We start from the raw sequence: 23,594 nt of genomic DNA on the forward strand, positions 1-23,594 counted from the left end.
GCAGATCTTCGATCGGCGTCGCATGACGCTCGCTGCCGTTCTCGGCGCTCTTCTCGCTTCCACGGCGTCCGGTTACGCTGCCGAGGACACCATCAAGGTCGGCGTGCTGCACTCGCTGTCGGGCACGATGGCCATTTCCGAGACGACCCTCAAGGACACCGTCCTCTATCTCATCGACGAGCAGAACAAGAAGGGCGGCGTGCTCGGCAAGAAACTCGAGGCGGTGGTCGTCGACCCCGCGTCCAACTGGCCGCTGTTCGCCGAGAAGGCGCGTGAGCTGATCTCGCAGGACAAGGTCTCGGTGGTGTTCGGCTGCTGGACGTCGGTCAGCCGCAAGTCGGTGCTGCCGGTGTTCAAGGAGCTCAACTCGATCCTGTTCTATCCCGTTCAGTACGAGGGCGAGGAATCGGAACGCAACGTCTTCTACACCGGTGCTGCCCCAAATCAGCAGGCCATTCCCGCCGTCGACTACCTGATGAACGAGGAAGGTGTCGAGCGTTGGGTGCTGGCCGGCACCGACTATGTCTACCCGCGCACCACCAACAAGATCCTCGAGGCCTATCTCAAGGCCAAGGGCGTGGCCGCCGACGACATCATGATCAACTACACGCCGTTCGGTCATTCCGACTGGCAGTCGATCGTCGCCGACATCAAGAAGTTCGGCTCGGCCGGCAAGAAGACCGCCGTCGTCTCGACGATCAACGGCGACGCCAACGTGCCCTTCTACAAGGAACTCGGCAACCAGGGCATCAAGGCCGAGGACATCCCGGTGGTGGCCTTCTCCGTCGGTGAAGAGGAACTCGCCGGCATCGACACCAAGCCGCTGGTCGGCCATCTCGCTGCCTGGAACTACTTCCAGTCGGTCGACAGCGAAGCCAACGCCTCGTTCATCGACGGTTGGCACACGTTCATCAAGAACGACAAGCGCACCACCAACGATCCGATGGAAGCCACCTACATCGGCTTCAATGCCTGGGTGAAGGCGGTCGAGGCGGCCGGTACCGCCGACGTCGATCCGGTGATCGATACGCTGATCGGCACCACCGTGCCCAACCTCTCCGGCGGCTATGCCACCATCATGCCGAACCACCACATCACCAAGCCGGTGCTGATCGGCGAGATCCAGGATGACGGTCAGTTCGAAATCGTCTCCGAGACGGCGCCGGTGGTCGGCGACGAGTGGTCGGACTATCTCGAAGGCTCGAAGGACTTGATCTCCGATTGGCGCAAGCCGCTGTCCTGCGGCAACTTCAACGTCGCCACGGGCAAGTGCGGCGGCGATTCCTGACCTCCGCGCCCGCCGTCCGGGGCTGCCCCTGGCCCCGGACGGATCTTCGCCGACGGGAGCATCCGACGATCGGTTGCGTTCATTCACCGACCGCGGCCGCTCAAGCGGATCGAAACGGATTTGCCATGAGTTTCCTGCGCTTTCTTGCCATTCTCTCGGTGCTGGTCGTCGGTCTTCAGCCGGCGTTTGCCGGTCGCATTGCTGACGCCGCGCTGTCGTCTCGCGTCGCCGCGCTGGGCTCCGGCGGGTTCGATGCTGCTGAGAAGGCCATTGCCGACCTCGCCGCGACCGGTGACGAGCGGGTGCCCGCGATCCTCGATCGCCTCGGTGAAGGCGAGTTGATGGTACGAAAGGCCGATGGAGCGGTGTTCTTCGCCGACAAGGCCGGAAAGGATTTTCGCCTCACCGACCCGGTGACGGGCGCCCACGCGGGGGTGGCGCGGAAGGCAAGCGTCGAGAAGATCAAGGTCAACAACCGCCTCCGGCGCGCCATTTCATCGGCAGTGGGCGCGTTGACGCTGATGAGCCCCGATCCGGCGACGCGCCGGGCGGCTGCCGAAGCGGTGATGAAGTCGGCCGACGCATCGGCGATTCCGGCGCTCGACAGGGCGATCGCCGAGGAGACGATGGCCGACATCCGTGCGACGATGTTGGCGGCCAAGGCCACGGCGTTGCTTGCTTCCGATGCGTCGGAGGCCGAAAAATTGGACTCCATCGTCGCCATCGCCGATCTGGGCGGCCGCGATGCCCTCGGTTTCCTGTCTGGCTATGCCTCCGCCGAGGGGGCGGTCGGTGAAGCTGCCCGCAAGGCTGTGGCGGCGATCGAGAGCCGGCTGATGCTGTGGGATGTCGGCCAGAATCTCTGGTACGGCCTGTCGCTTGGTTCGGTGCTGCTGCTTGCCGCCATCGGCCTTGCCATCACTTTCGGGGTGATGGGCGTCATCAATATGGCGCACGGCGAAATGGTGATGCTCGGCGCCTATGCCACCTTTACCGTGCAGGAGGCGATTCGCACCTACTGGCCGGGCCTTTTCGATTACTCCTTGCTGATTGCCCTGCCGGCCGCTTTCCTGACTGCCGCGCTCGCCGGCATCCTCATCGAACGGTCGATCATCCGCTGGCTCTATGGTCGGCCCCTTGAAACGCTGCTCGCCACCTGGGGCGTATCGCTGATCCTGCAGCAGGCAGTGCGTTCGCTCTACGGCGCCAACAATCGCGAGGTCGGCAATCCCTCCTGGATGTCCGGTTCCTTCGCCTTGGGCGACATCCAGATTACCTGGACAAGACTCTGGATCATCCTGTTCGCGCTCGCGGTGTTTCTGGCGCTGCTCGCCGTACTGAAGCGTACGCGGCTCGGCCTCGAAATGCGGGCCGTGACGCAAAACCGGCAGATGGCCGCCGCCGTCGGCATCCATACCCCGCTGGTCGATGCACTGACCTTCGGCCTCGGTTCGGGCATTGCCGGCCTTGCCGGCGTGGCGCTCAGCCAGATCGACAATGTGTCCCCCAACCTCGGGCGCGGCTACATCATCGACAGCTTCATGGTCGTCGTGTTTGGCGGCGTAGGCAATCTGTGGGGGACGCTGGTCGGTGCGCTGACGCTCGGTGTCGCCAACAAGCTCCTGGAACCCTACGCCGGCGCAGTGCTCGGCAAGATCATCCTGCTACTGGCGATCATCCTGTTCATCCAGAAGCGGCCGCGTGGCCTGTTCGCCCTGAAGGGCAGGGCGGTGGAGGCATGATCACAACCTTCCTCATTGACAGTCTGGATCGGCGGGGGCGTGTCGTCGTGGCGCTGCTTGTTGCGCTGGCGCTCCTGGTTCCGGCAGGCAACCTTCTGGTGCCAGAGGGAAGTGCCTTTCACGTCTCCACCTATCAGCTCACGCTTTGCGGCAAGTATCTGACCTATGCGCTCCTGGCGTTGTCGGTCGATCTCGTCTGGGGCTACTGCGGCATCCTGTCTCTCGGTCATGGCGCCTTCTTCGCGCTCGGCGGTTATGCCATGGGCATGTATCTGATGCGGCAGATCGGCTCGCGGGGCGTCTACGCCGACCCGGTGTTGCCCGACTTCATGGTCTTCCTCAACTGGAAGGAACTGCCCTGGTTCTGGCAGGGCTTCGACATGGCCTGGTACGCGTTCCTGATGGTGGCGCTGGTGCCGGGAGTCCTCGCCTTCCTGTTCGGCTGGCTTTCCTTCCGAAGCCGCGTCACCGGCGTCTACCTCTCCATCATCACCCAGGCACTCACCTACGCGCTGCTGCTTGCCTTCTTCCGCAATGACATGGGGTTCGGCGGCAACAACGGCCTGACCGACTTCAAGGATATCCTCGGCTTCCCGATCCAGGCGCCCGGCACCCGCGCGGCGCTGTTCTCCGCCTCGGCGCTGATGCTGGCGCTCGGCTTCGTCGTCGCGTCGGCCGTCGTCCGGTCCAAGCTTGGCAAGGTTCTGATCGCCATCCGCGACGCCGAGAGTCGCACCCGCTTCATCGGCTATCGGGTCGAGCACTACAAATTGTTCGTCTGGACGCTGTCCGCCGCTATGGCCGGCATCGCCGGGGCGCTCTATGTGCCGCAGGTCGGCATCATCAATCCGTCCGAGTTCGACCCGGCCGCTTCCATCGAGGCGGTGATCTGGGTGGCGGTCGGTGGCAGAGGCACGCTCGTCGGGCCGCTGATCGGCGCCGTGGCGGTCAACTTCGGCAAGACCTGGTTCACCGGCGTCCTGCCCGAGGTCTGGCTCTATGCGCTTGGTGCGCTGTTCGTGGTGGTGACGCTGTTCCTGCCGCGCGGCATCGTCGGCCTCTGGGAGACGGTGGTGACCGGACGATCAAAACCGGCCAAGGAACCGGATGAGGCGGGCGAGAAAGCGGGAGAGGCGGCATGACCGGCAAGGCGGAAGGTTCGCTTCTCTATCTCGATGATGTCTCGGTGTCCTTCGACGGCTTCAGGGCGATCAACCGGTTGTCTCTGGTGCTGGAGCCGGGGGAAATGCGGGCGATTATCGGTCCCAACGGTGCCGGCAAGACCACGATGATGGATATCATCACCGGCAAGACGCGCCCTGATACCGGCGATGTGCTGTTCGACGGTTCCGTCGATCTCACCCGTCTCGACGAGGCAGCCATCGCCAACCTCGGCATCGGCCGCAAGTTCCAGAAGCCGACGGTGTTCGAGAGCCACAGCGTCGAGGACAATATCGCCCTGGCCCTGAAGGGCAGGCGGGGCGCCCTCGCCGCACTGTTTCACCGCCGCTCGGCCGCCGAGCAGGGGCGCATCGACGCGTTGCTGGCGACCATCCGGCTGTCCGACAAGCGCGATCTTCTGGCGGCCCGCCTGTCACATGGCCAGAAGCAATGGCTGGAAATCGGAATGCTGCTCGCCCAGGAGCCGCGCCTTCTTCTTGTCGACGAACCGGCCGCCGGCATGACCGACGCGGAGACGGCGGAAACGGCGATCCTGCTCAAGGAGATTGCCAAGACGCAGTCGGTGGTGGTGGTCGAGCACGACATGACCTTCGTTCGCGCCCTGGGCGTCAAGGTGACCGTGCTGCACGAGGGCTCGGTGCTGGCGGAGGGATCGCTCGATGCCGTATCGGCCAATCCGAAGGTGATCGAGGTCTACCTTGGGCGGTGAAGGACCCGAAACAATGCTGAACGTCGAAACCGTCGACCTCCATTATGGCGCCGCCCAGGCGCTCAGAAAGGTGTCGCTGTCCGCCGCCGCGGGACGCGTCACCGCCGTGCTCGGCCGCAATGGCGTCGGCAAGACCTCCCTGATGCGGGCGATCGCCGGCCTGCAGGCGATCTCGGCCGGTGCGATTCGCCTGGATGGAGGCGACCTGACCGGCTTGTCGCCCTACGAAAGGGTGCGGCGCGGCGTCGCCATCGTTCCTCAGGGGCGCGAGATCTTCCCCCTCCTGACGGTGGAGGAGAACCTTCAGACCGGGTTTGCCACGCTGAAGCGGGCCGACCGCTATGTGCCCGACATGGTCTACGACCTGTTTCCGGTGCTGAAGGACATGTTGCGTCGACGCGGCGGCGATCTCTCCGGCGGACAGCAGCAGCAGCTCGCCATCGGCCGGGCGCTGGTGACGCGGCCGCGTCTTCTCGTGCTCGACGAGCCGACCGAGGGCATCCAGCCGTCGATCATCAAGGACATCGGCCACGCCATTTCCTTCCTGCGCCGCCAGGGCGACATGGCGATCGTCCTGGTCGAGCAGTATTTCGATTTCGCCAGGGATCTCGCCGATGATTTCGTGGTCATGGAGCGCGGCGAAGTCGTGATGGCCGGCAATCGCGATAGCATGGACGAAGAGGCGGTGCGCGGCAGAATCGCCGTGTGATCGAGCCATGAGACTGTTGCAGTCTTGAAAAGCAGTCCGGAGCGTGCGATTCCCCGTAGGGACATCCCGATGCAAGAGGAAGCCGGGGGCGTTATGCGACTGACCAGCTACTCCAATTATTCGCTGCGCGTGCTGCTGGCCGCTGCTGCCCGTTCCCCCCGCCTGACGACGATTCGCGAAGTGGCCGAGGCCTTCGATCTGCCTCAGTCGCATCTCGTCAAGTGCGTCCACCAGCTCGGGACCTGGGGCTATCTTGAGACCGTGCGGGGCAACCGGGGCGGTTTCCGGCTCAAGCGGCCGGCGGAGTCGGTTGTCATCGGCGAGGTGGTGCGCCTTACCGAGGATGGCCTTTCCGTGGTGGAGTGTCTCGACCCTGAGACCAACACCTGCCCGCTGACCGATCGCTGTCGAATGAGCCAAGTGCTTCGCCGGGCCACCGACGCTTTCCTCGATGTGCTCGATCGGTTGACCCTCGCCGACGTGGCCGGCAACGAGGCGGAGTTCAGGGCTTTGCTCGATGGAGCCTCGTCGGCGAAGCCTGTTCGGGGTGCCGCGTGTGGTGACGAGCTGCTCGTCGCGCGCGCCTGACCGCTCCGCTCGCCTTTGGGCGAGCTTTTCCCCGATTTAGGCTATTTCCTGCGCATGCTGGTGGGTGTGATCTATCAGGATGTCCGCGACCGAGATGGCCGCGAGTTCGTCTCGCATTGCCCGGTAAGCCTCGCCGCAGGCGGCGGCAAAGGAGCAGCTCCGGCAAGCGGTCGTGTCGGTTCGCCCGCAGATGCGCATGTCGTCTTCCGGTTCGAACAGATCGATCACCGACAACACTGAAATCTTCTCCGCCGGCCGGCCGAGACGATAGCCGCCGCCACGGCCTCGGCGACCGACCAGAAGGCCGGCGCGGGCAAGCGCGTTGCAGGAGCGAGTGACACGCGCCTCCGGCATTCCCAGCCGGCTGGCCATCTCCGGAAGCGTCACCGGCTCGCCGTCGCCGCAGATCATCAGGATTCGAAGGGCGCCGTGGGTCACGGCGTTGATTTTCATGGCGACCTTCCTCCAAAGGTATATTGACTGTATAGCTTTATATGGCTAGTTCTGTCCATGTCGATTGTCGGAGGGGGATTCCGACGGTCCGCCGGTGCCAGCCGGCCACGGGGGTCGCAAAGATGATGGTCGTTCACGCCGTCGCGGTCGGTGATTTTCGCCGGGAGCGAGCGGTTGGCGCTGCCTGTTCGTCCTCCGGATCGATGAGTTCTGCCCTCCGCCGGCCTGCCGGCGACGCGGCGAGCCCTTGAGGAAGAACACGGCGGTCCGAGCGCGACAGGCGCTCATAGGGCTGCCTTCGCTGAGAGGATGTCGACCATCATGTTCGATCAGACATTCGTGGAGTTGTCGCGCTGGCAGTTCGCCGCCACGGCAATGTACCACTTCATCTTTGTTCCGCTGACGCTGGGGCTCACCTGGCTGCTGGTCATCATGGAAACCGTCTATGTGATGACCGGCAAGGAAATCTACCGGGACATGACCAAGTTCTGGGGCAAGCTGTTCGGCATCAATTTCGCCCTCGGCGTCACGACCGGCCTCACCATGGAGTTCCAGTTCGGTACGAACTGGTCCTACTACTCGCATTATGTGGGCGACATCTTCGGTGCGCCGCTGGCCATCGAAGGCTTGATGGCCTTCTTCCTCGAGTCGACCTTCATCGGCCTGTTCTTCCTCGGGTGGGAGAGACTTACCAAGCGGCAGCATCTCGCGGTCACCTTCATGACGGCGATCGGTTCGAACCTGTCGGCTCTCTGGATCCTGGTCGCCAACGGCTGGATGCAGAACCCGGTCGGTTCCATCTTCTCGCCCGAGACGATGCGCATGGAGATGCAGTCGTTTTCCGAGGTGCTGTTCAATCCGGTGGCCCAGGTCAAGTTCGTCCACACCGTCGCTGCCGGCTACACCACCGCTGCGATGTTCGTGCTTGGCATTTCCTCCTGGTATCTCCTGAAGGGACGTGACGTCGCCTTCGCCAAGCGTTCGTTCGCCGTCGCTGCCGGCTTCGGCCTCGCTTCCTGTCTCTCGGTCATCGTGCTGGGCGACGAGAGCGGTTACGAGCTCGGCGACGTGCAGAAGGTCAAGCTCGCCGCGATCGAGGGCGAATGGGAAACCGCGCCGGCTCCGGCGGCCTTCAATCTGATCGGGTTCCCCTCGCAGGAAGAGAAAGTGACCCATGGGGCGATCGAGATCCCCTACGTCCTGGGCCTGATCGCCACGCGCTCACTGAGCGAACCCGTCCATGGCCTCAACGACCTGCGCGATCAGCATCTCGCCCGCATCCGTTCGGGTCAGGAAGGCTACGCGGCAATGATGAAGATCCGCGGTGGCGACACGACGCCGGAAACGCGCGCGGTGTTCGACGCCCACGCCAAGGACATCGGTTTCGGACTGTTGCTGAAGCAGTTCGTCGAGGATCCTGCCACCGCCACCGAGGAGCAGATCCAGGCAGCCGCCGATAGTACCATTCCCAAGGTCTGGCCGCTGTTCTGGGCCTTCCGCTTCATGGTCGGCTTCGGCTTCATCATGCTGGTGATCTTCGCTTCGGCCTTCTACGTCAGCGCTCGGCGCAGCCACGAGAAGAATCGCTGGTTGCTCAGGACCGCGTTGTGGGCCCTGCCGCTGCCTTGGCTTGCCTGCGAACTCGGGTGGTTCGTTGCCGAGTTCGGTCGCCAGCCCTGGGCAATCGGCGAAGTGCTGCCGACCTTCCTCGGGACATCAAGCCTCACTACCACCGACCTGATCTTCTCGTTGACCGGCTTCCTGGTGCTCTACACCGGCCTTCTGGTGATCGAGGTCTACCTGATGTTCAAGTTCGCTCGCCTCGGCCCAAGTTCGCTCGGCACCGGCCGCTATCACTTCGAAACTCAGATGCCGGAGTCGGTCCGCGTCGCAGCGGCAGAGTGAGGAAATCACCATGTTCGATTATGAAATCCTGAAGTTCATCTGGTGGATTCTGGTCGGCGCGCTGCTGATCGGCTTCGCCATCACCGACGGCATGGACATGGGCGTTGGCTCGCTTCTGCCCTTCGTCGCCAAGACCGACGCCGAGCGGCGGATCGCCATCAACACCGTCGGTCCGCACTGGGACGGCAACCAAGTGTGGCTGATCACCGCCGGCGGCGCCATCTTCGCCGCCTGGCCCGCCGTTTACGCGGCCGCTTTCTCCGGTTTCTACATGGCGATGCTTCTGGTGCTGTTCGCCCTGTTCTTCCGGCCGGTGGGCTTCGACTATCGCTCGAAGCTCGACAATCCGAAGTGGCGCAACGCCTGGGACTGGGGGTTGTTCGCTGGTGGTGCCATTCCGGCGCTGATCTTCGGCGTCGCCTTCGGCAACCTGCTGCAGGGTGTGCCGTTCTATCTGGACGAAATCCTGCGCGCTCACTATCAGGGCTCGTTCATCTTCGCCCTGTTGCCGCTGCTCAACCCCTTTGCGCTCCTGGCCGGACTGATCTCGCTGGGCATGCTTGTCGCACACGGCGCCATCTGGTTGCAGCTGCGCGCTTCCGGCGACGTCGCGGCGCGGTCGCGGGCTCTGGCGGTCCGGCTGTCGCCGGTGATCGCCGTGCTGTTCGCGGTCGCCGGCGTCTGGGTCTGGCTCGGCATCGACGGCTATCGCATCGTGTCGCAGCCCCCGCTTGATGCCATGCCCAACCCGCTCAACAAGCAGGTCGTAGTGGCGTCCGGCGCGCTTCTGGACATCTACACGACGATGCCCATCGCGATACTGGCGCCGGTCATCGGCATTCTCGGACCGCTCTTGACTGCCCTTCTGGCGAAAGCCGACCGGCCCGGTCTCGCCTTCGTCACGTCGGCACTCGGCATGGCGGGCATCATCGGCACGGCCGGCCTCTCGATGTTCCCCTTCGTGATGCCGTCGAGCCTTGACCCGAACTCCAGCCTGACCGTGTGGGATGCCACCTCCAGCCATCTGACGCTCAACGTCATGTTCTGGGCCGTGGTGATCTTCCTGCCGATCGTGCTCGCCTACACCGTCTGGTGCTACTGGCGGATGTGGGGACGCGTCACGGCGGAAGAGATCACCGCCCGCTCGCATTCGGCCTACTGACATAGGAGAACGGACAATGTGGTATTTTGCCTGGATTCTCGGTGTCACGGCGGCGGCTGCCATCGGCGTGATCAACGTGATGTGGTTCGAATTCCAGGACGGTCTCGACATCGACGCGTCCGAATGACACAGCCTGGCGCGGCGGCCCTCCCGCCGCGCCACCGGGGCCGGCGCGGTTGTCCCGCCCCCGCGCCGGCCGCCTTTTCAGTCGCGCCCATGTGAAAGCAGCCGCCCTTGCGGTTTCGGTCGGCGCGTGGCAATCCGGCTTGCCCCATTCCAAGCACCGGCCCGTTCCTTTTCGCATGAGCAAACCCGAGACCCTTCTCGAAGACCTTTCGGCCAGCGTGCGAAAGGAGACGGCGCTGCTTCTTGCCGCTGCCGTTGCCGAAGGATTGTTGGGGGTGATCGCGGCCTTCCTCACCGCCCGAGTCATCGACGCGGCGGTCTTTAAAGGCGCCGATCTTGCCGCCGTCTTTCCCACTCTCATTCAGCTTCTTGGCATCGCTCTTCTCAAGTCGGTCATCGGTTATGCCGGTGCCCAGGTCGGCTTCGCCGTTTCGGCCAAGGCTAGGCAGAGCCTGTTTGCCCGATTGCTCGATCATGTCGCAGTGCTGGGTCCGGTGCGGCTCTCCGGCACAGCGACCGGCGATGTCGCGACGACGCTGACGGATGCCGTCTCCGGCATCGAGCCCTACTGGCGACAGTGGTTGCCCGCAACTGCGGCCGTCGCGGTGCTGCCGGCTGCGATCCTTCTCGCGGTATTGCCCGTCGACTGGCGATCGGCGGTGGTTTTTGCCGTGACCTTGCCGTTGCTGCCCTTGTTCATGGTCTTGGCCGGGCGTTCGGCTGAACGGGCCAACCAGCGACAATGGGCTTCGATGGCCCGGCTCGGCGGCCATCTTCTCGACGCGGTTGCCGGACTTGCCGACCTCGTGTTGCTCGGTGCTGCCAAGCGCGAGGTGGCGCTTGTCGCCCGAACAGCCGACGGCTATCGGCGCGAGACCATGAAAGTCCTGCGTCTCGCCTTCCTGTCGGCCCTGGTTCTCGAGTTTTTTGCCACCGTTTCCATCGCGGTGACGGCGGTGCTGATCGGCTTTCGGCTTCTCTGGGGTGAGATCGCCTTTGTGGATGGCCTTACCGTGCTTCTGCTCGCTCCGGCGTTCTATGCGCCGCTCAGGACGCTGGGCACCGAACGGCATGCGCGGATGGAAGCTGTTGCCGCCGCCGAGCGGCTTGCCGATTTTCTGGCACGTCCCGCGTCCGGAAGATCCGGCAGCGAGCCATTCGCCGCCGGAGAAGCGGTCTCGGTGCGCTTCGACAATGTCTCGGCCGGCTATGGGGATGGTCGCCTTGCCCTCGATGGCGTCAGCTTCGAGGTTCGAGCCGGCGAGCAGATCGCGATCGTCGGCGAGAGTGGCGCTGGCAAGTCGACCATCCTGTCGCTGATTGCCGGGTTCCTGGAGCCTGAGGCGGGAACCATCCTTATCGATGGCCGGCCGCTCGCTTCGCTCGATATCGCCGATGTCAGGCGCCATATCGCCTTCCTTCCGCAGCGCGCTTTCCTGTTCGACGCATCTGTGGCCGAGAATGTCGCGATGGGACGCTCCGGCGATGTTGCGGCGGCGCTTCGGGCGGCTCATGCCGACGAGTTCGTCGGGCGCCTTTCCAACGGTGCAGACAGCCGGCTTGGCGAAGGCGGTGCCGGTCTCTCGGGCGGCGAGATGCAACGGTTGATGTTGGCCCGTGCCTTTTTTTCTCCGGCGCCGCTCGTCTTGATGGATGAGCCCACCGCTCACCTCGACGCCGCCACCGAGGCGGTGGTCGGCGAGGCGATCGCCAGGCTGTCCGCCGGTCGCACGCGCCTCACCATCGCCCATCGTCTCAAGACCGTGGAGGCCGCCGATCGGGTGTTGGTGTTTTCCGCCGGGCGGCTCGTCGAAGAGGGAAAGCCTGACGAGCTCAAGGCGCGCGGTGGAGAATTCGCCACGATGCTGGCAACATTGGATGGCGGAGGCTCGGCGTGAGAGATCTGTTCCGCCTCCTCGGCCTCTACCGGCGGCATGTCGGATGGATTTTGCTGTCGATGCTGGTGTCGCTTATTGCGACGCTCGCCAATGTCGGGCTGATGGCGACATCCGGTTGGTTCATCACCGCCATGGCGGCCGCCGGTCTTGCCGGCGTCACGATGAACTATTTCACCCCGGCGGCGATCATCCGTGGGCTGGCCATCTTGCGCACCGGCGGTCGCTATATCGACAGGGTGGTCGGGCACGAAGCGACGCTGCGCCTTCTCAGCGATACCCGTACTCACCTGTTCGCCATGATGGTGCCGCTCGCTCCGGCCGCTCTCGACGATCTCCGCTCCGGGGATCTGCTCGCTCGACTCAAGGCCGACATCGATCGCTTGGAGCTGACGTTCCTACGGCTTCTGTCCCCGTTGGTGGTCGCCGTGCTGACGCTCGCCGCCGTCGGGTTGGTGCTCTTCCTGCACGACGGGCTTCTGTCGGCCGGCGTCCTCGCGGTTCTCGCCGCGTGCGGTCTTCTCGCACCGGCGCTTGCCGCGGTGGCGGCGGCTGGCCCCGGACGCACATTGACCCTGCGCTCGGCCGATCTCCGTCGGCTGGTCGTCGACGATCTTTCCGGCCTGATGCCCCTCATGGTCGTCGGCGCCTTCGTCGAGCATCGCAACCGACTCGTGGAAACGATGGCTTCGATTGTCGAGATCGAGCGCCGGCTTGCTCGTCGTGCGGCGTTCGGACAGGCACTCGGCCGGCTCTCCGGCGATCTGGCGCTGATCGTGGCGCTCGCCGTGGGTGTGCCGCTCGTCGCCGCGGGGCGCATGGCAGGGCCGGATCTGGCGATGGCCGCGCTGTTGTCGCTATCGGCGGCCGAGGCCTTCATGGGGCTGCCGGTGGCCTTTCTCGGCGTTGCATCGACACTTGCCTCTGCGCGGCGGCTGTTCGCCATCCTCGACCGCGAACCGCCGGTCATCGACTGCGCAGCGCCCAAACCAATGCCGGAGGGGTGCGACATCAGCCTCGATGGCGTGACGCTCAGCTATCCAGGTGCTATCCGGCCAGCGCTCGAGAACATGACCTTCGACATACCCCAGGGCAGCCGTGTGGCGCTTGTTGGCGAAAGCGGCGCCGGCAAGTCGTCGGTCGCGGCCCTCCTCGCTCGGCTGCGCGACCCCGACGCCGGAGAAATTCGGCTGGGTGGCACTCCGACTAGAGAACTCGCACTTGCCGACGTTCGTCGGACGATCGGGGTGGTAGCCCAGAAGCCGCATCTCTTCACTGCGACGCTTGGTGACAATCTCCGCCTCGGTCGTCCTTCGGCGACGGACGAGGAGCTCGCCGCCGTCATCGACGTGGCCGGGCTTTCCGATTTCGTCGCCCGGCTGCCACAGGGGCTTGCGACGCCGGTCGGAGTTGCGGGAACCACGCTGTCGGGCGGCGAGGCGCGGCGTGTCGCCATCGCCCGCGTTCTGTTGATCGATCCGGACATACTTGTTCTCGACGAACCGGGAGAGGGGCTCGACCCGGAGACGGAAGCCGCCGTGCTCGATCGCGTGCTCGACCGGATGGCCGGTCGAACCGTGATCCTGATCACTCATGCCCGCGCCGCGCTCCACCGCATGGATCGTGTCGTGGAACTCGACGCCGGCCGGATCGTCTCGAATCTTCCATCTTCTACCGTCTGACGGAGAACGCCGCGCTTGTGCGCCTATCTTCGTCGTGCTAAGGGGCAGCGAACCTTTTGGGAGAGCTCGCATGCTCCTCGGCCACGATCAGCGACGACGACGCGACGCACGCGCTTTTGAGCGCGCTTCCGCGTCTTCCTGCGCCTGATCGGTCGCCCCTTGGGGACTGCGGATCGATGGCGCCGCACCCCGCTTTCCCACGGTTCGACATGACCGCCATCGATCTCTCGCTTGCCCGCTCCATCGGCACCTTTGTGTTCGAGGATGTCACCTTTCGTCCAGAAGCGGCCGATGATGCCGCCGCCATCGACGCCATCCATGACGTGACCTTCGGTCCCGGTCGCTACAGTCGCACAGCGTTCCGCCTTCGTGAGGGGCATGCGCCGGACGGTCCGACCAGCCTTGTCGCGGTCTACCAGGGAAACATCATCGGTTCCGTGCGGCAGACAGCGATCGTTGTGGGCGAAACGCCCGCGCTGCTGCTAGGGCCGCTCGCGGTGTTGCCGGCGCTCAAGAACCTCGGCGTCGGCAAAGCGCTGATGCGGCTTTCCATGGAGGCGGCGCGGCAGCGCCACCATCGTTTGGTCGTCCTGGTCGGCGACTTCCCCTATTACTGGCCGTTCGGCTTTCGTGTCGTGCCGGCCGGTCGGGTGGAACTGCCGGGACCGGTCGATCCGGCCCGCCTTCTGTGGGCCGAGCTGACGCCGGGCGCTTCCGACGGTGTCGCCGGTTCGGTCAGGGCGACCGGTCCAGCCGCCTGAGGTCGAGCGATTACCGGCTTTCGCGCCACCAGAGGCCGCCGATAGCCAGCAGCAGCAAGGCGCCGGCGAGCAGTCCCAGATAGACCGGCACGGTTTCGATGCCCGCGACCTCGTAGGCTTCCGACGCCTTGAAACCGATCCAGCCATTGCCCGAATAGGCACCCGCGGCCGGTCGGCGGAGTGCAACCGTGGGAATATCAACCGGGCCACTGGCTTTCGACCTGAGTCGGACCGCCGCGCCACCGGTCGCTTCGGCTATGGGTCGTGCCGGTTCCGTTGTCGAGACGAGAGCTCGAAACTCGCGCGGATTGGCCGGACCGACGTGGGCAAGGGCGGTGAGCGTGCCATCCGTCGCCTTGTAGAGGCCGGGTAGCGGCGCGTCGAGCGTCACGCCGAAACGGCCGGGGCCAAGGGTAGGGAGGTCGGACAACCGCCGCTCCGCACCGTCCGGAAAAGTCACGGTTATCGGTTCGGCGGCGTCCTTCAATGTCCGCCGCTCGACCGTGAGGCGACCGCCTTCGCCGGACAGGCGAAGCGCCTCTTCCTCCAGCTCGGGTTCGCCCATCAGCCAGTGGGCAACGTTGCGCAACAGCTCGGCGTGTGGGCCGCCGCCCTCGAAGCCGCGTGCCCATAGCCAGACCTGATCGCTCAGCAGCATGGCGACGCGGCCCTTGCCTTCTCGAGACAGCACGAGCAGCGGTTTGCCGTCCGGCCCCGACATCAACGCGTCGCCACGGCTTTCGCGGGCCTCGACGAGGCGGAACCAACGCGACCAGCGGGGCGGATCGACGTCTCCACCCGGCAGGTTCGCCGTGACCGGATGGCGTGCGCCAAGAGAGGTGATCGCGGGCTTGAACGGCGTCTCGATCACGTTGCCGTCGGGAATGGCGGGCAGAAGCGGCGCAAGCGGGCTGTCGTAGACGCTGTCGGCGTTGAGCGGGTCCGGACCGGCTGCCATCAGCAGCGCACCGCCATCGGCCACATAGCGGGCGATATTGTCGAAGTAGAGGAGCGGCAACACGCCGCGCTTCTCATATCGGTCGAAAATGATCAGGTCGAAGTCGTCGATCTTCTCGTCGAACAGCTCGCGGGTGGGGAAGGCGATCAGCGACAGCTCGTCGATCGGCGTGCCGTCCTGCTTTTCCGGTGGTCGCAGGATGGTGAAGTGAACGAGGTCAACCGAGGCATCAGACTTCAGGAGGTTGCGCCATGTGCGTTCGCCGGAGTGCGGCTCGCCCGATACCAGCAGGACGCGAAGCGCCTGGCGCACGCCGTCGATAACGGCCACTTCGGTGTTGTTGAGAGGCGAAATCTCGCCGGGCAGCGGTGGGGCTTCCACCTCGACGATGTTGTCGCCGGCATGGGGTATGGCGATGTCGACGGTACGTTCCTCGCCCGGCGCCATGGTCACCGTCGCCACGATCTCGCCGTCGCGGCGCACGATGACCGGCACTGCCGCGCCGTCGGGTGAGCGTCCGTCGTCGACCAGGCGGAAGCCGAGGCGCTGCGTTGACCGGACGAGCGCAAACTTGGGATTGGACGTCAGTTCGATGCGACGGTCGTACTCGCCTGGGTCGCCGGTGACGAGGACATGCACGGGGGCGGAGAAGCCGAGCCCGGCGACATCCTTCGGCACGTCGTGGATCCGGCCATCGGTGATCACGGCGACGCCGCCGATCCGATCGGCCGGCACGTCGGAGAGGGCGCGGCCGACATCGGCGAAAAGGCGCGTGCCGTCCGTGTTGTCGGTGGCCGCGGTCGGCACTTCGCGCAGTTCCACGCCCGCAAGGCGGGACAGCCTCTCCTTGAGAGCCGTGTAGGCGGCGTCGGTGTCGGACGGCCGGCCGGCCAGCGACTGCGAGGCGCTGCGATCGGCAACCAGTGCTACCACGGAGGGGAGAGCCTTGCGATCCTCGGCGACGAGTTCGGGCCTCGCCGCACCGAGCAGAAGGAGAGCGAGGGCAAGCGCCCGCAAGACCACGCCCGGTCGACGGCGAAAGGCCATCAGGGCGAGAACGACGAGTGCCATGATACCGCCGCCGACGAGAACGGGGACGGGCAGAAGGGGCGTGAAGGAGAGCGACCAGATCATAACGGTCTCATTCTCCCAGCCGTTCGAGGAGGGCCGGTATATGTACCTGATCCGCCTTGTAGCTGCCCGTCAGGACATACATGACGATGTTGACGCCGGCGCGAAAGGCGAACTCCCGCTGGCGTGGAGTGCCGGGCACCAGAGGATTCATGAAGGCGCCACGCTCGTCAGCGGCCCAGGCGCCGGCAAGGTCATTTCCGGTAATCAGCAGCGGGGACACACCGTCGGCCGCCCGGACCGGCCGCTCCGCGTCGTCAACGCCGTTCCCGCTGTCATCGGGTGCCTCGACCCAAAGCGGCGACCCCTCGGTTCGGCCGACGAAAGCGCCGAGCAGGTAGAAAGACTTGGTGAGCACATGATCGGACGGCACCGGTTCGAGAGGCGGTACATCGATCATGGCCAGCATGTCGCGCAAGCGTACGGTGTTGGGCGATTCGGTCGAGAAATCGGCGGCGTCGCGGCTATCGAACAAAATCGTACCGCCGTCTTTCATGAAGGCCTCGATGCGGGTCATGGCGGTGGCCGACGGCATCGGCGCCGCCGCGTCCACGGGCCAGTAGATCAGTGGAAAGACCGAGAGCTCGTCGTGTTCCAGATCGACCGCCATCGGCTCGCCCGGCTCAAGCGAGGAGTGCGAGCCAATGAAGCGCGAAAGCGTCGACAAGCCGGCCCGGCTGGTCTCATCGATGTCGGCGACGCCGGTTTCGACATAGGCGAGCCGGGTTGTGGACAGGGCTTCCATGAGGCGAGCGTCGTCGGCCGCATGGGCGTGAGGCGGCGTAAGGAGAAGGGCGAAGCCGATCAGGATCATTGCCACGACCGGTCGGCGCCGCCTGAACCCGCCGGCAAGGGCGGTGACGGCAAGCCCGTCGACGAGCAGGAGAAGAAAGGCGAGACCGAAGCCGAAGGGGGACAGGTCGATGGCCGTCTCGGCGGCAAGACCGATTCGGCGCACGCCGTCTCCCAGACCGTCAAAGTCGGGGGATACGTAGATCATGTCCGGTCTCATCGGATTGAGAGCCCGGAAGCCGTCGTCACTGCCGTAGAGCCCGGGCGGCGTTGATCGCGAAGGGCGGAGCGTCGCGATATCCCCCGCGCGGATGCCTGTTACGCCGGTTGTCGGCGCAGACGCGCGTCCGTAGCCGTCAAGAAGGGAAAGCGGGGGTAGAATGGTGCTACCGCCGATCTCCCGCGCACCGCCGCCCGTGGCGCCAAGGGCTACGGTCCGTCGCAGCATTTCTACGAACACGCCGGATATGGGCAGGTTGGACCAGCGGGTGTCGGCGGTGACGTGGAACAGAACCAGCCAGCCGTCGCCGACGGGGGCGGCCGTGACCAGCGGCGTTCCGTCGGACAGGCTGGCCCACGTCCGGTCGGCGAGATCGATACCGGGTTCGGCCAGCACTTGTCGGTTAACCGTCACGTCGTCGGGAACCGCGAGACCGGCATAGGGGCCACTCTCGGCAAAGCTGCCGAGCGACTGGGGCTGGCTCCAGGACAGGGAGCCCCCAAATGCGCGGTCGCCGCGACGCAGCGGGGTGGGAACCTCTGTCTCGTCGGATGCGGCGAGCCGGGGACCGGCGAAACGAACGAGCACGCCACCTTTTTCCATGAAGGCGTGGGCAAGTGCTGCTTCACTCGAGCCGAGGCGGCCGACATCGGCGACGAGGATGGCGCTCGGTCGCGCGTCGATCGCCGCCTTGAATGCGTCCGCGAGGGCGCCTTGAGCGGGAACGGCCACTTCGGCAAACGGTGCAAGCGCCTTCTCGAGGAAATACTCGGGAGCGATCAATGGCCGGGCCGTGTCGCTGCCGGTGGCGGTGACGATGGCGACCGAGCGACGCCGCCAACGATCGTCGAGAAGGCGAACGCCGAGAGCCGAGTTGCCCCCCGTCACTTCGGCGCGGGCAATGTCGTTTCTGATCTCGAGCGGCAGTTCGAAGCGGACGTTGTCTTGGGCCGCGCCCCCGGCCAGGGTAAACTCGCGTTCATCGAGAAGCCGGCCCTTTCGGTCGAGGAGCCGGAGCTTGCCTTCTTCTGGCGCACCGACCGCCGGCCGCTTGAGATGAACAGTAACGGCCGCGCCGTCCTGATCGACGCCATCGACTGCCACGGGGGGCGGCCGGCTCGACGTTGCGAGCGTCATGGGCGCGGTGGCCGAGAGGCGCGCAAGGCCGGCCAGGAAATCGCGGGCCGTGCCGTTGTCGCCCGCCTCCGACAGGACGACAATCTCCCCCGGAGGTGCTTCGGCGGCCCGGCGGGCGAGGGGGGGCAGCAATGGAGCTCGGTCGGGCAGGATGGGGCGCGGCGCAAGAGCGTTGACGCGCCTCAACGCTTCGGTCGCCGTCGTTTGCGCCCCGATGCCGTCCGGTCCATCGGCGGTGGCGACGAGCAACACCGGTCGCTCGGCATCGCCGGCTTCCCCGAGGATGGCGACCGCAGTGGCCCGGCGGTCCGGCCATTCGGGCGCGGCGCTGGCGCCGTTGTCGATGACCAGCCACAACGGACCTTGCCCGCGGATGACGCGTTCGGCCGGTTGTAGCACCGGACCGGCAACCGCCAGCACGACCAAGCCGGCGATCAGGAGACGCAAGGCAATCAGCCACCAAGGCGTGCGGACCGGTGTGTCCTCGTCTCGCTTCGGGCGCACGATCAGGGCGAGCGGCGGAAAGATGCGCGTCACGGGGCGCGGTGGCGTCGCCTTCAGAAGCCACCAGATGGCGGGGAGCGCCAGGAGGCCGATGAGAGCCAACGGAGCCGCGAAGGACAGGCCGCTCATGCTCCCGCTCCTTCGGGCGCCGAAAGCCGGCCGCAGAGGGCAATCAGCGTCTCGGTAGCCGGTCGATCGGTCCGCGCGATCGTATGGCTCCAGCCGGGGCGGCAGGCCGCGACGAGACGCGCGCGATGCTCGGCCCGGCTGTTGAGATAAGTCTCGCGCCAAGCCTCGGCCCGACCGGCGGTCAGGTGCCCGCCAGTCTCGGGGTCGACGAAATCGACGCGCCCGACAAAAGGAAAGGTCTCTTCGACCGGGTCGGCGATCTCGACCAGGTGGACGCGGCTTTCAAGTGTTGCCAGGTCGGCGAGAAGCGAGTCGCGTTCCGTCTGCGATCCGAGAAAGTCGGAGATGAGCACCGCATCGTCGCGACGGCGCATGGCCGCCGGTCCTTGGTTCGCATCGATCGAACCGAGTCGGGCAAGCTTCATGGCAATCACCTCTGCGCCGTCGCGCCGGGTCGTCGGCTCCGGGTCGCCGACGACACCAACGCGTTCGCCGGCGCGCGCCAGCAGCTCGGCGATCGCCAGAGCGAGAGTGAGAGCAAGGTCGCACTTGCTGGTGTTGGCGAGCTCGGATCGGAAATCCATGGATGTCGTGAGGTCGACCCACAGCCAGATGGTGTGCGCGTTTTCGTGCTCCCGCTCGCGCACATAGAGCGTCTCGTCGCGGGCCGACCGTCGCCAGTCGATGCCGCGCATGGGTTCTCCGGAAAGAAAGGGGCGAAACTGCCAGAAGTCTTCGCCGGGGCCGGCCCGGCGGCGGCCATGCCAGCCGGCAGCGACCGTGGCCGCCACGCGCCGGGCCTCGATGAGGAGATCGGGCAGGGCGGCGGCAAGGCCGCGCGCCGAGGCGACGCCTTCCGGCGTCAGGGCATCGTGCCCCGTCATGCTCAGATTACCTTTGCGAGGATGAGACCGACCACCTCCGCGACGGTACGGCGGCGGGCGCGGGCCTCGAAGGTCAGCGCCATGCGGTGCTTCAGCACCGGTATGGCCAGCACGGCGACGTCGTCGAGCGATGGGGCATAACGACCGGTCAAGAGCGCACGGGCGCGAACGGCCAGCATCAGCGACTGGGCGGCGCGGGGCCCCGGTCCCCAGGCGATGTCGCGGGCTGCCTCGGGCACCAGATCGGCGCCGGGGCGGGCGCCGCGCACCAGATCGAGAATCGCTTCGACGATTCGATCGCCGACCGGCATGCGACGCACCAGAGCTTGGAGCGCCTGGAGTTCGCCGTCGGCCAGCAGCCGTTCGGCCGCCGTTTCGACGCGGCCGGTGGTTTCGATGAGGATGCGACGCTCGGTGTCGCGGTCGGGATAATCGAGGTCGATTTCCAGGAGGAAGCGGTCGAGCTGTGCTTCGGGGAGAGGGTAGGTGCCTTCCTGTTCCAGCGGGTTCTGCGTCGCAAGGACGTGGAATGGCGCCGGAAGGTCGTGCCGGACGCCGGCGACGGTGACGTGGTGCTCCTGCATGGCCTGCAAAAGCGCCGATTGGGTCCGCGGCGACGCGCGGTTGATCTCGTCGGCCATGACGAGCTGGGCGAACACCGGTCCGCGGATGAAGCGGAAGGAACGGCTGCCGTCGGCCGCCTGATCCAGTACTTCCGAGCCCAGAATGTCCGAAGGCATCAGGTCCGGGGTGAACTGGATGCGTCGTTCGCTGAGGCCGAGGACGATGGCGAGCGTTTCGACCAGCTTGGTCTTGGCAAGGCCCGGCACGCCGACGATCAGGCCGTGGCCGCCGGAGAGCAAGGTCACCAGCGCCGCCTCGACGGCCGCCTCCTGCCCGAAGATGACGCGGGCGACGGCGGCGCGGACCGCCGAAAGCCGCTCGAATGCGGCATCCGCCTCGGCAACCGCGTCAGTGGCCGTCTTGATCTCTGCGTTCATCGCAGGGTGCTCCTTTTTCGTCCTCAGTCGCCGGCGGGCCTCCGGCCCTTGGCTTACGCTTCGCGGGCGCCGCTTGGCGCCGGAACCCGCTTCCGAGGCCTCTTGTTTCCGCTTCGATCGTTGCTCGGCTTGCGCACAGCGGTCGAGTTTGACATCTCCCGCCGCGCGGCGCATCACCTTTTGGCGATGGTGCTGGATCTGGTTTCAACCCATGAGGCAAGCAAAATCAAGGCAGGCGCGTCCCGCCGGGAGGCGGACGTGATTGCGGAGGAAGTCGGTCCCGACGAAATCCTTGCCAGGGCGGGCCGGATGAGGCCGTTATCCACGGCCGGCGCCTTGCGCGCTTCGGGCGAGGGGCAGGTGGCGGCCAGCCTGGCTGCGTCCACCGAACCGCTCCGCGACGCCGCCGTTCTCATCGGCCTCGTCGAACGGCCGGATGCCCGTGGCCTCGATCTCATCATGATCCGGCGCACCGAAGGCCTGCGAGTCCATTCCGGCGAAGTCGCGCTGCCGGGGGGCAAGATCGAACCGGACGACGCTTCCCTCGTCGACGCGGCGTTGCGCGAGGCGGAGGAAGAGGTCGGACTCGATCCGTCGGTCGTCGAGCCGGTCGGCCTGCTTGCACCCTATCCGACGCCGTCCGGCTTTCGCGTCTTTCCGGTGATCGGCCTCGTTGGCGGCGCGCCGGCGCTGGTGCCCAATCCCGGGGAGGTGGCCGAGGTGTTCTCGGTGCCGCTCGATTTCGTGCTCGACCCCGGCAACCACCGCGAGGAGTTCTTCGAGCACGCAAGCGGACGCCGACACTTTTTCTCGCTGCAATACGGCCGGCATCGCATCTGGGGCGTTACCGGCAACATCCTGCGTCGATTCTACGAGGAAGTCTTCCGATGAGCCTGCCCGTCTCGATTGCCGGCGCGCCGTTTCTTGGCGATCCCGCCTTTCGGCAGGTGATCGCGGCAGTCGAGATCGAAGGCGACCGGGCCCGTGTCGTGGGGGGGGCGGTACGCAACACCCTGATCGGCGTGCCGGTCGACGACGTCGATATCGCCACCACGGCCAGGCCCGAGGTGGTCGCCGCCAGGGCCACGGCTGCTGGCCTCAAGGCAGTTCCGACCGGGATCGCACACGGTACGGTGACGGTCGTCTCGTCCGGACGGCCCTTTGAGGTGACGACGCTCAGGACCGATCTCGAAACCAATGGGCGGCACGCCGTCGTCGCGTTCACCCGCGACTGGGCCGGTGATGCCGGACGTCGCGATTTCACGATGAATGCCATCTATACCGATGCCGACGGCAGTCTGCACGATCCCGTCGGCGGTATCGCCGATGCGCTTGCCGGCCGCGTCCGCTTTATCGGGAACCCGATCGAACGAATCGAGGAGGATTATCTCCGCATCCTGCGTTTCTTTCGGTTCCATGCCCGTTACGGTCGCGGCAAACTCGACGCGGTGGGGCTTGATGCGGCCGTCAGCCTGCAGGAGGGAATCGGCCGGCTGTCGCGCGAACGAATCGGTGCCGAGATGCGCAAGCTGGTGATGGCCATGGGGGCTATGCCGGCGCTCGCTGTTATGGACGAGACGGGCATCCTTGCCCGCATTCTGCCCGGTGGCGGCGCTTTGGCGCGCCTCTCGACGGCGATCGACCTGGCAAACCGGCATGATTCACCATTTGGGCTGGAGGCAAGGCTCGCCGCGCTGGCGGTGGATCGGCATGCGCTCGCCGATGCCTTGCGACTGTCGGGTCGGGAGAGCAAGCAAATCGCAGCGATCGTCTTGTGGAGCCAAGAATTCGCCGCACGCATGGATGAGATGACCGTTCGCCTCGCCGTCATTCGGACCGGCAATGACGTAGCCTCCGCCGCACTGCTTCTCGCGGCAGCCGAACGAGGGCGCGATTCGGCGACGGACCTCGTGCCGCTCGCCCGAACCTTCCGCCCCCCGGAATCGCCCGTGACGGCCGCCCGCCTGATTGCTGAAGGCTATGCGCCCGGACCGGCGCTGGGTGCCGAACTTCGCCGCCGCGAGGCGGCCTGGATCGCTGCCGGCTGCCCGGCCGAGTTCAAAGACGACCTCTGAGGTAGGGGCTGTCGGGCCGTATCGAGCCCATTAGAAAATTTCTGGAATTTTTTCGCCGCCGGCTGCGGGCATGACGGTTTCTTGACCGTTTGGACAATCTATAAGCCGCTGATATTGATGGGTTATGCCGAATTTCAGATGTTTTTTGGCCGTCGGCGAAGATGGTGTTGACAGGGCAAGAATGTCCCCCTATAAGCACGTTCATCGACGGCGGCGCTGCGGCGACGTGGTGCCGGCGAGTTTCTGTTGCCTGTTCCTGGCGGTAAGCTGGTGGCGTTGAGGTGGCGGGTTTGAGGGGCTTGGTTCTCCTCGGTTCTTTGACAAGTGAATAGGAAGAAAGAGAAACGTGGCCGGCGCTTGGGGCATTCGGCACGTGACAGGCCTCTCGGGGTTTGTCGGGTGCCAAGAAGAGCTAAGTCCGGAATTCACGTTTCTTGATACTAAGGACCGTTTCGGTTGGATCCTTTCGGGGGTTTGATTGGAATGGACCTCGTCAAGTGAACTTGTGATTTCGGGAAAGAACTCTTGAACATGAGAGTTTGATCCTGGCTCAGAACGAAC

At 65.6% G+C, this 23,594-nt stretch carries 19 protein-coding genes; 14 read left to right on the forward strand and 5 right to left on the reverse strand.

From position 1 onward, the window contains the following. The first annotated feature begins 22 nt into the window (after positions 1-22). From urtA to M4J39_RS16710, 6 genes are all read left to right on the forward strand, one after another. Positions 23-1,288: an urea ABC transporter substrate-binding protein gene (gene urtA / locus M4J39_RS16685; protein ID WP_371875473.1), complete on the forward strand. Its 1,266-nt coding sequence runs from the start codon at positions 23-25 to the stop codon at positions 1,286-1,288. 125 nt (positions 1,289-1,413) lie between these two features. Next, the gene (gene urtB, locus M4J39_RS16690; protein WP_251729533.1) at positions 1,414-3,030 is read left to right on the forward strand and encodes an urea ABC transporter permease subunit UrtB; all 1,617 of its coding nucleotides are present in this window, start codon (positions 1,414-1,416) and stop codon (positions 3,028-3,030) included. Then, the gene (urtC, locus tag M4J39_RS16695) at positions 3,027-4,172 is read left to right on the forward strand and encodes an urea ABC transporter permease subunit UrtC (RefSeq protein ID WP_371875469.1); all 1,146 of its coding nucleotides are present in this window, start codon (positions 3,027-3,029) and stop codon (positions 4,170-4,172) included. Before urtB ends, urtC begins: the two co-directional genes overlap by 4 nt. After that, complete coding sequence (urtD, locus tag M4J39_RS16700; RefSeq protein ID WP_251729534.1) at positions 4,169-4,921, forward strand: urea ABC transporter ATP-binding protein UrtD; 753 nt, start codon at positions 4,169-4,171, stop codon at positions 4,919-4,921. Before urtC ends, urtD begins: the two co-directional genes overlap by 4 nt. A 13-nt stretch (positions 4,922-4,934) precedes the next feature. Beyond that, on the forward strand, positions 4,935-5,630 hold the full coding sequence (urtE, locus tag M4J39_RS16705; protein ID WP_251729535.1) for an urea ABC transporter ATP-binding subunit UrtE: 696 nt from the start codon (positions 4,935-4,937) through the stop codon (positions 5,628-5,630). A gap of 69 nt (positions 5,631-5,699) precedes the next feature. Beyond that, positions 5,700-6,218 carry an Rrf2 family transcriptional regulator gene (locus M4J39_RS16710; protein ID WP_251729536.1) on the forward strand — a complete coding sequence of 173 codons (519 nt, stop codon included), beginning with the start codon at positions 5,700-5,702 and terminating at the stop codon, positions 6,216-6,218. A 36-nt stretch (positions 6,219-6,254) separates the two neighbouring features. Here M4J39_RS16710 and M4J39_RS16715 read toward each other — a convergent pair whose 3' ends face one another. Further along, positions 6,255-6,671, reverse strand: coding sequence for an Rrf2 family transcriptional regulator (locus M4J39_RS16715; protein ID WP_251729537.1), 417 nt, complete (start codon positions 6,669-6,671; stop codon positions 6,255-6,257). 321 nt (positions 6,672-6,992) lie between these two features. Here M4J39_RS16715 and M4J39_RS16720 point away from each other — a divergent pair, with 321 nt between their 5' ends. From M4J39_RS16720 to M4J39_RS16745, 6 genes are all read left to right on the forward strand, one after another. Continuing rightward, positions 6,993-8,576, forward strand: coding sequence for a cytochrome ubiquinol oxidase subunit I (locus tag M4J39_RS16720; RefSeq protein WP_251729538.1), 1,584 nt, complete (start codon positions 6,993-6,995; stop codon positions 8,574-8,576). A 10-nt stretch (positions 8,577-8,586) separates the two neighbouring features. Next, positions 8,587-9,738, forward strand: coding sequence for a cytochrome d ubiquinol oxidase subunit II (gene cydB, locus M4J39_RS16725; RefSeq protein WP_251729539.1), 1,152 nt, complete (start codon positions 8,587-8,589; stop codon positions 9,736-9,738). 16 nt (positions 9,739-9,754) lie between these two features. Then, a complete protein-coding gene (gene cydX / locus M4J39_RS16730; protein WP_100083275.1) occupies positions 9,755-9,865 on the forward strand; it encodes a cytochrome bd-I oxidase subunit CydX in 111 nt (36 codons plus the stop codon). 175 nt (positions 9,866-10,040) lie between these two features. After that, positions 10,041-11,762 carry a thiol reductant ABC exporter subunit CydD gene (cydD, locus tag M4J39_RS16735; protein ID WP_251729540.1) on the forward strand — a complete coding sequence of 574 codons (1,722 nt, stop codon included), beginning with the start codon at positions 10,041-10,043 and terminating at the stop codon, positions 11,760-11,762. Beyond that, on the forward strand, positions 11,759-13,441 hold the full coding sequence (gene cydC, locus M4J39_RS16740) for a thiol reductant ABC exporter subunit CydC (RefSeq protein WP_251729541.1): 1,683 nt from the start codon (positions 11,759-11,761) through the stop codon (positions 13,439-13,441). Before cydD ends, cydC begins: the two co-directional genes overlap by 4 nt. 176 nt (positions 13,442-13,617) lie before the next feature. Beyond that, the gene (locus M4J39_RS16745) at positions 13,618-14,202 is read left to right on the forward strand and encodes a GNAT family N-acetyltransferase (RefSeq protein WP_251729542.1); all 585 of its coding nucleotides are present in this window, start codon (positions 13,618-13,620) and stop codon (positions 14,200-14,202) included. A gap of 10 nt (positions 14,203-14,212) precedes the next feature. Here M4J39_RS16745 and M4J39_RS16750 read toward each other — a convergent pair whose 3' ends face one another. From M4J39_RS16750 to M4J39_RS16765, 4 genes are read right to left on the reverse strand one after another with little or no spacing between them, the layout of a single operon-like run. Then, positions 14,213-16,294, reverse strand: coding sequence for a hypothetical protein (locus M4J39_RS16750; protein ID WP_251729543.1), 2,082 nt, complete (start codon positions 16,292-16,294; stop codon positions 14,213-14,215). Positions 16,295-16,301: 7 nt separating this feature from the next. After that, complete coding sequence (locus M4J39_RS16755) at positions 16,302-19,073, reverse strand: DUF4159 domain-containing protein (protein WP_251729544.1); 2,772 nt, start codon at positions 19,071-19,073, stop codon at positions 16,302-16,304. Continuing rightward, positions 19,070-19,957, reverse strand: coding sequence for a DUF58 domain-containing protein (locus M4J39_RS16760; protein ID WP_251729545.1), 888 nt, complete (start codon positions 19,955-19,957; stop codon positions 19,070-19,072). Before M4J39_RS16760 ends, M4J39_RS16755 begins: the two co-directional genes overlap by 4 nt. A gap of 2 nt (positions 19,958-19,959) precedes the next feature. Beyond that, complete coding sequence (locus M4J39_RS16765) at positions 19,960-20,958, reverse strand: MoxR family ATPase (RefSeq protein ID WP_251729546.1); 999 nt, start codon at positions 20,956-20,958, stop codon at positions 19,960-19,962. A 258-nt stretch (positions 20,959-21,216) separates the two neighbouring features. On the opposite strand from M4J39_RS16765, the gene M4J39_RS16770 reads away from it, so the two are divergent. Both M4J39_RS16770 and M4J39_RS16775 read left to right on the forward strand, forming a co-directional pair. Next, entirely contained in the window at positions 21,217-21,849 is a 633-nt protein-coding gene (locus tag M4J39_RS16770; protein WP_251729547.1) for an NUDIX domain-containing protein, read from the forward strand. Further along, positions 21,846-23,033: a CCA tRNA nucleotidyltransferase gene (locus M4J39_RS16775; protein WP_251729548.1), complete on the forward strand. Its 1,188-nt coding sequence runs from the start codon at positions 21,846-21,848 to the stop codon at positions 23,031-23,033. Before M4J39_RS16770 ends, M4J39_RS16775 begins: the two co-directional genes overlap by 4 nt. Positions 23,034-23,594: the final 561 nt, after the last annotated feature.

The organism is Pleomorphomonas sp. NRK KF1, from assembly GCF_023721755.1.
Taxonomy (GTDB): domain Bacteria; phylum Pseudomonadota; class Alphaproteobacteria; order Rhizobiales; family Pleomorphomonadaceae; genus Pleomorphomonas.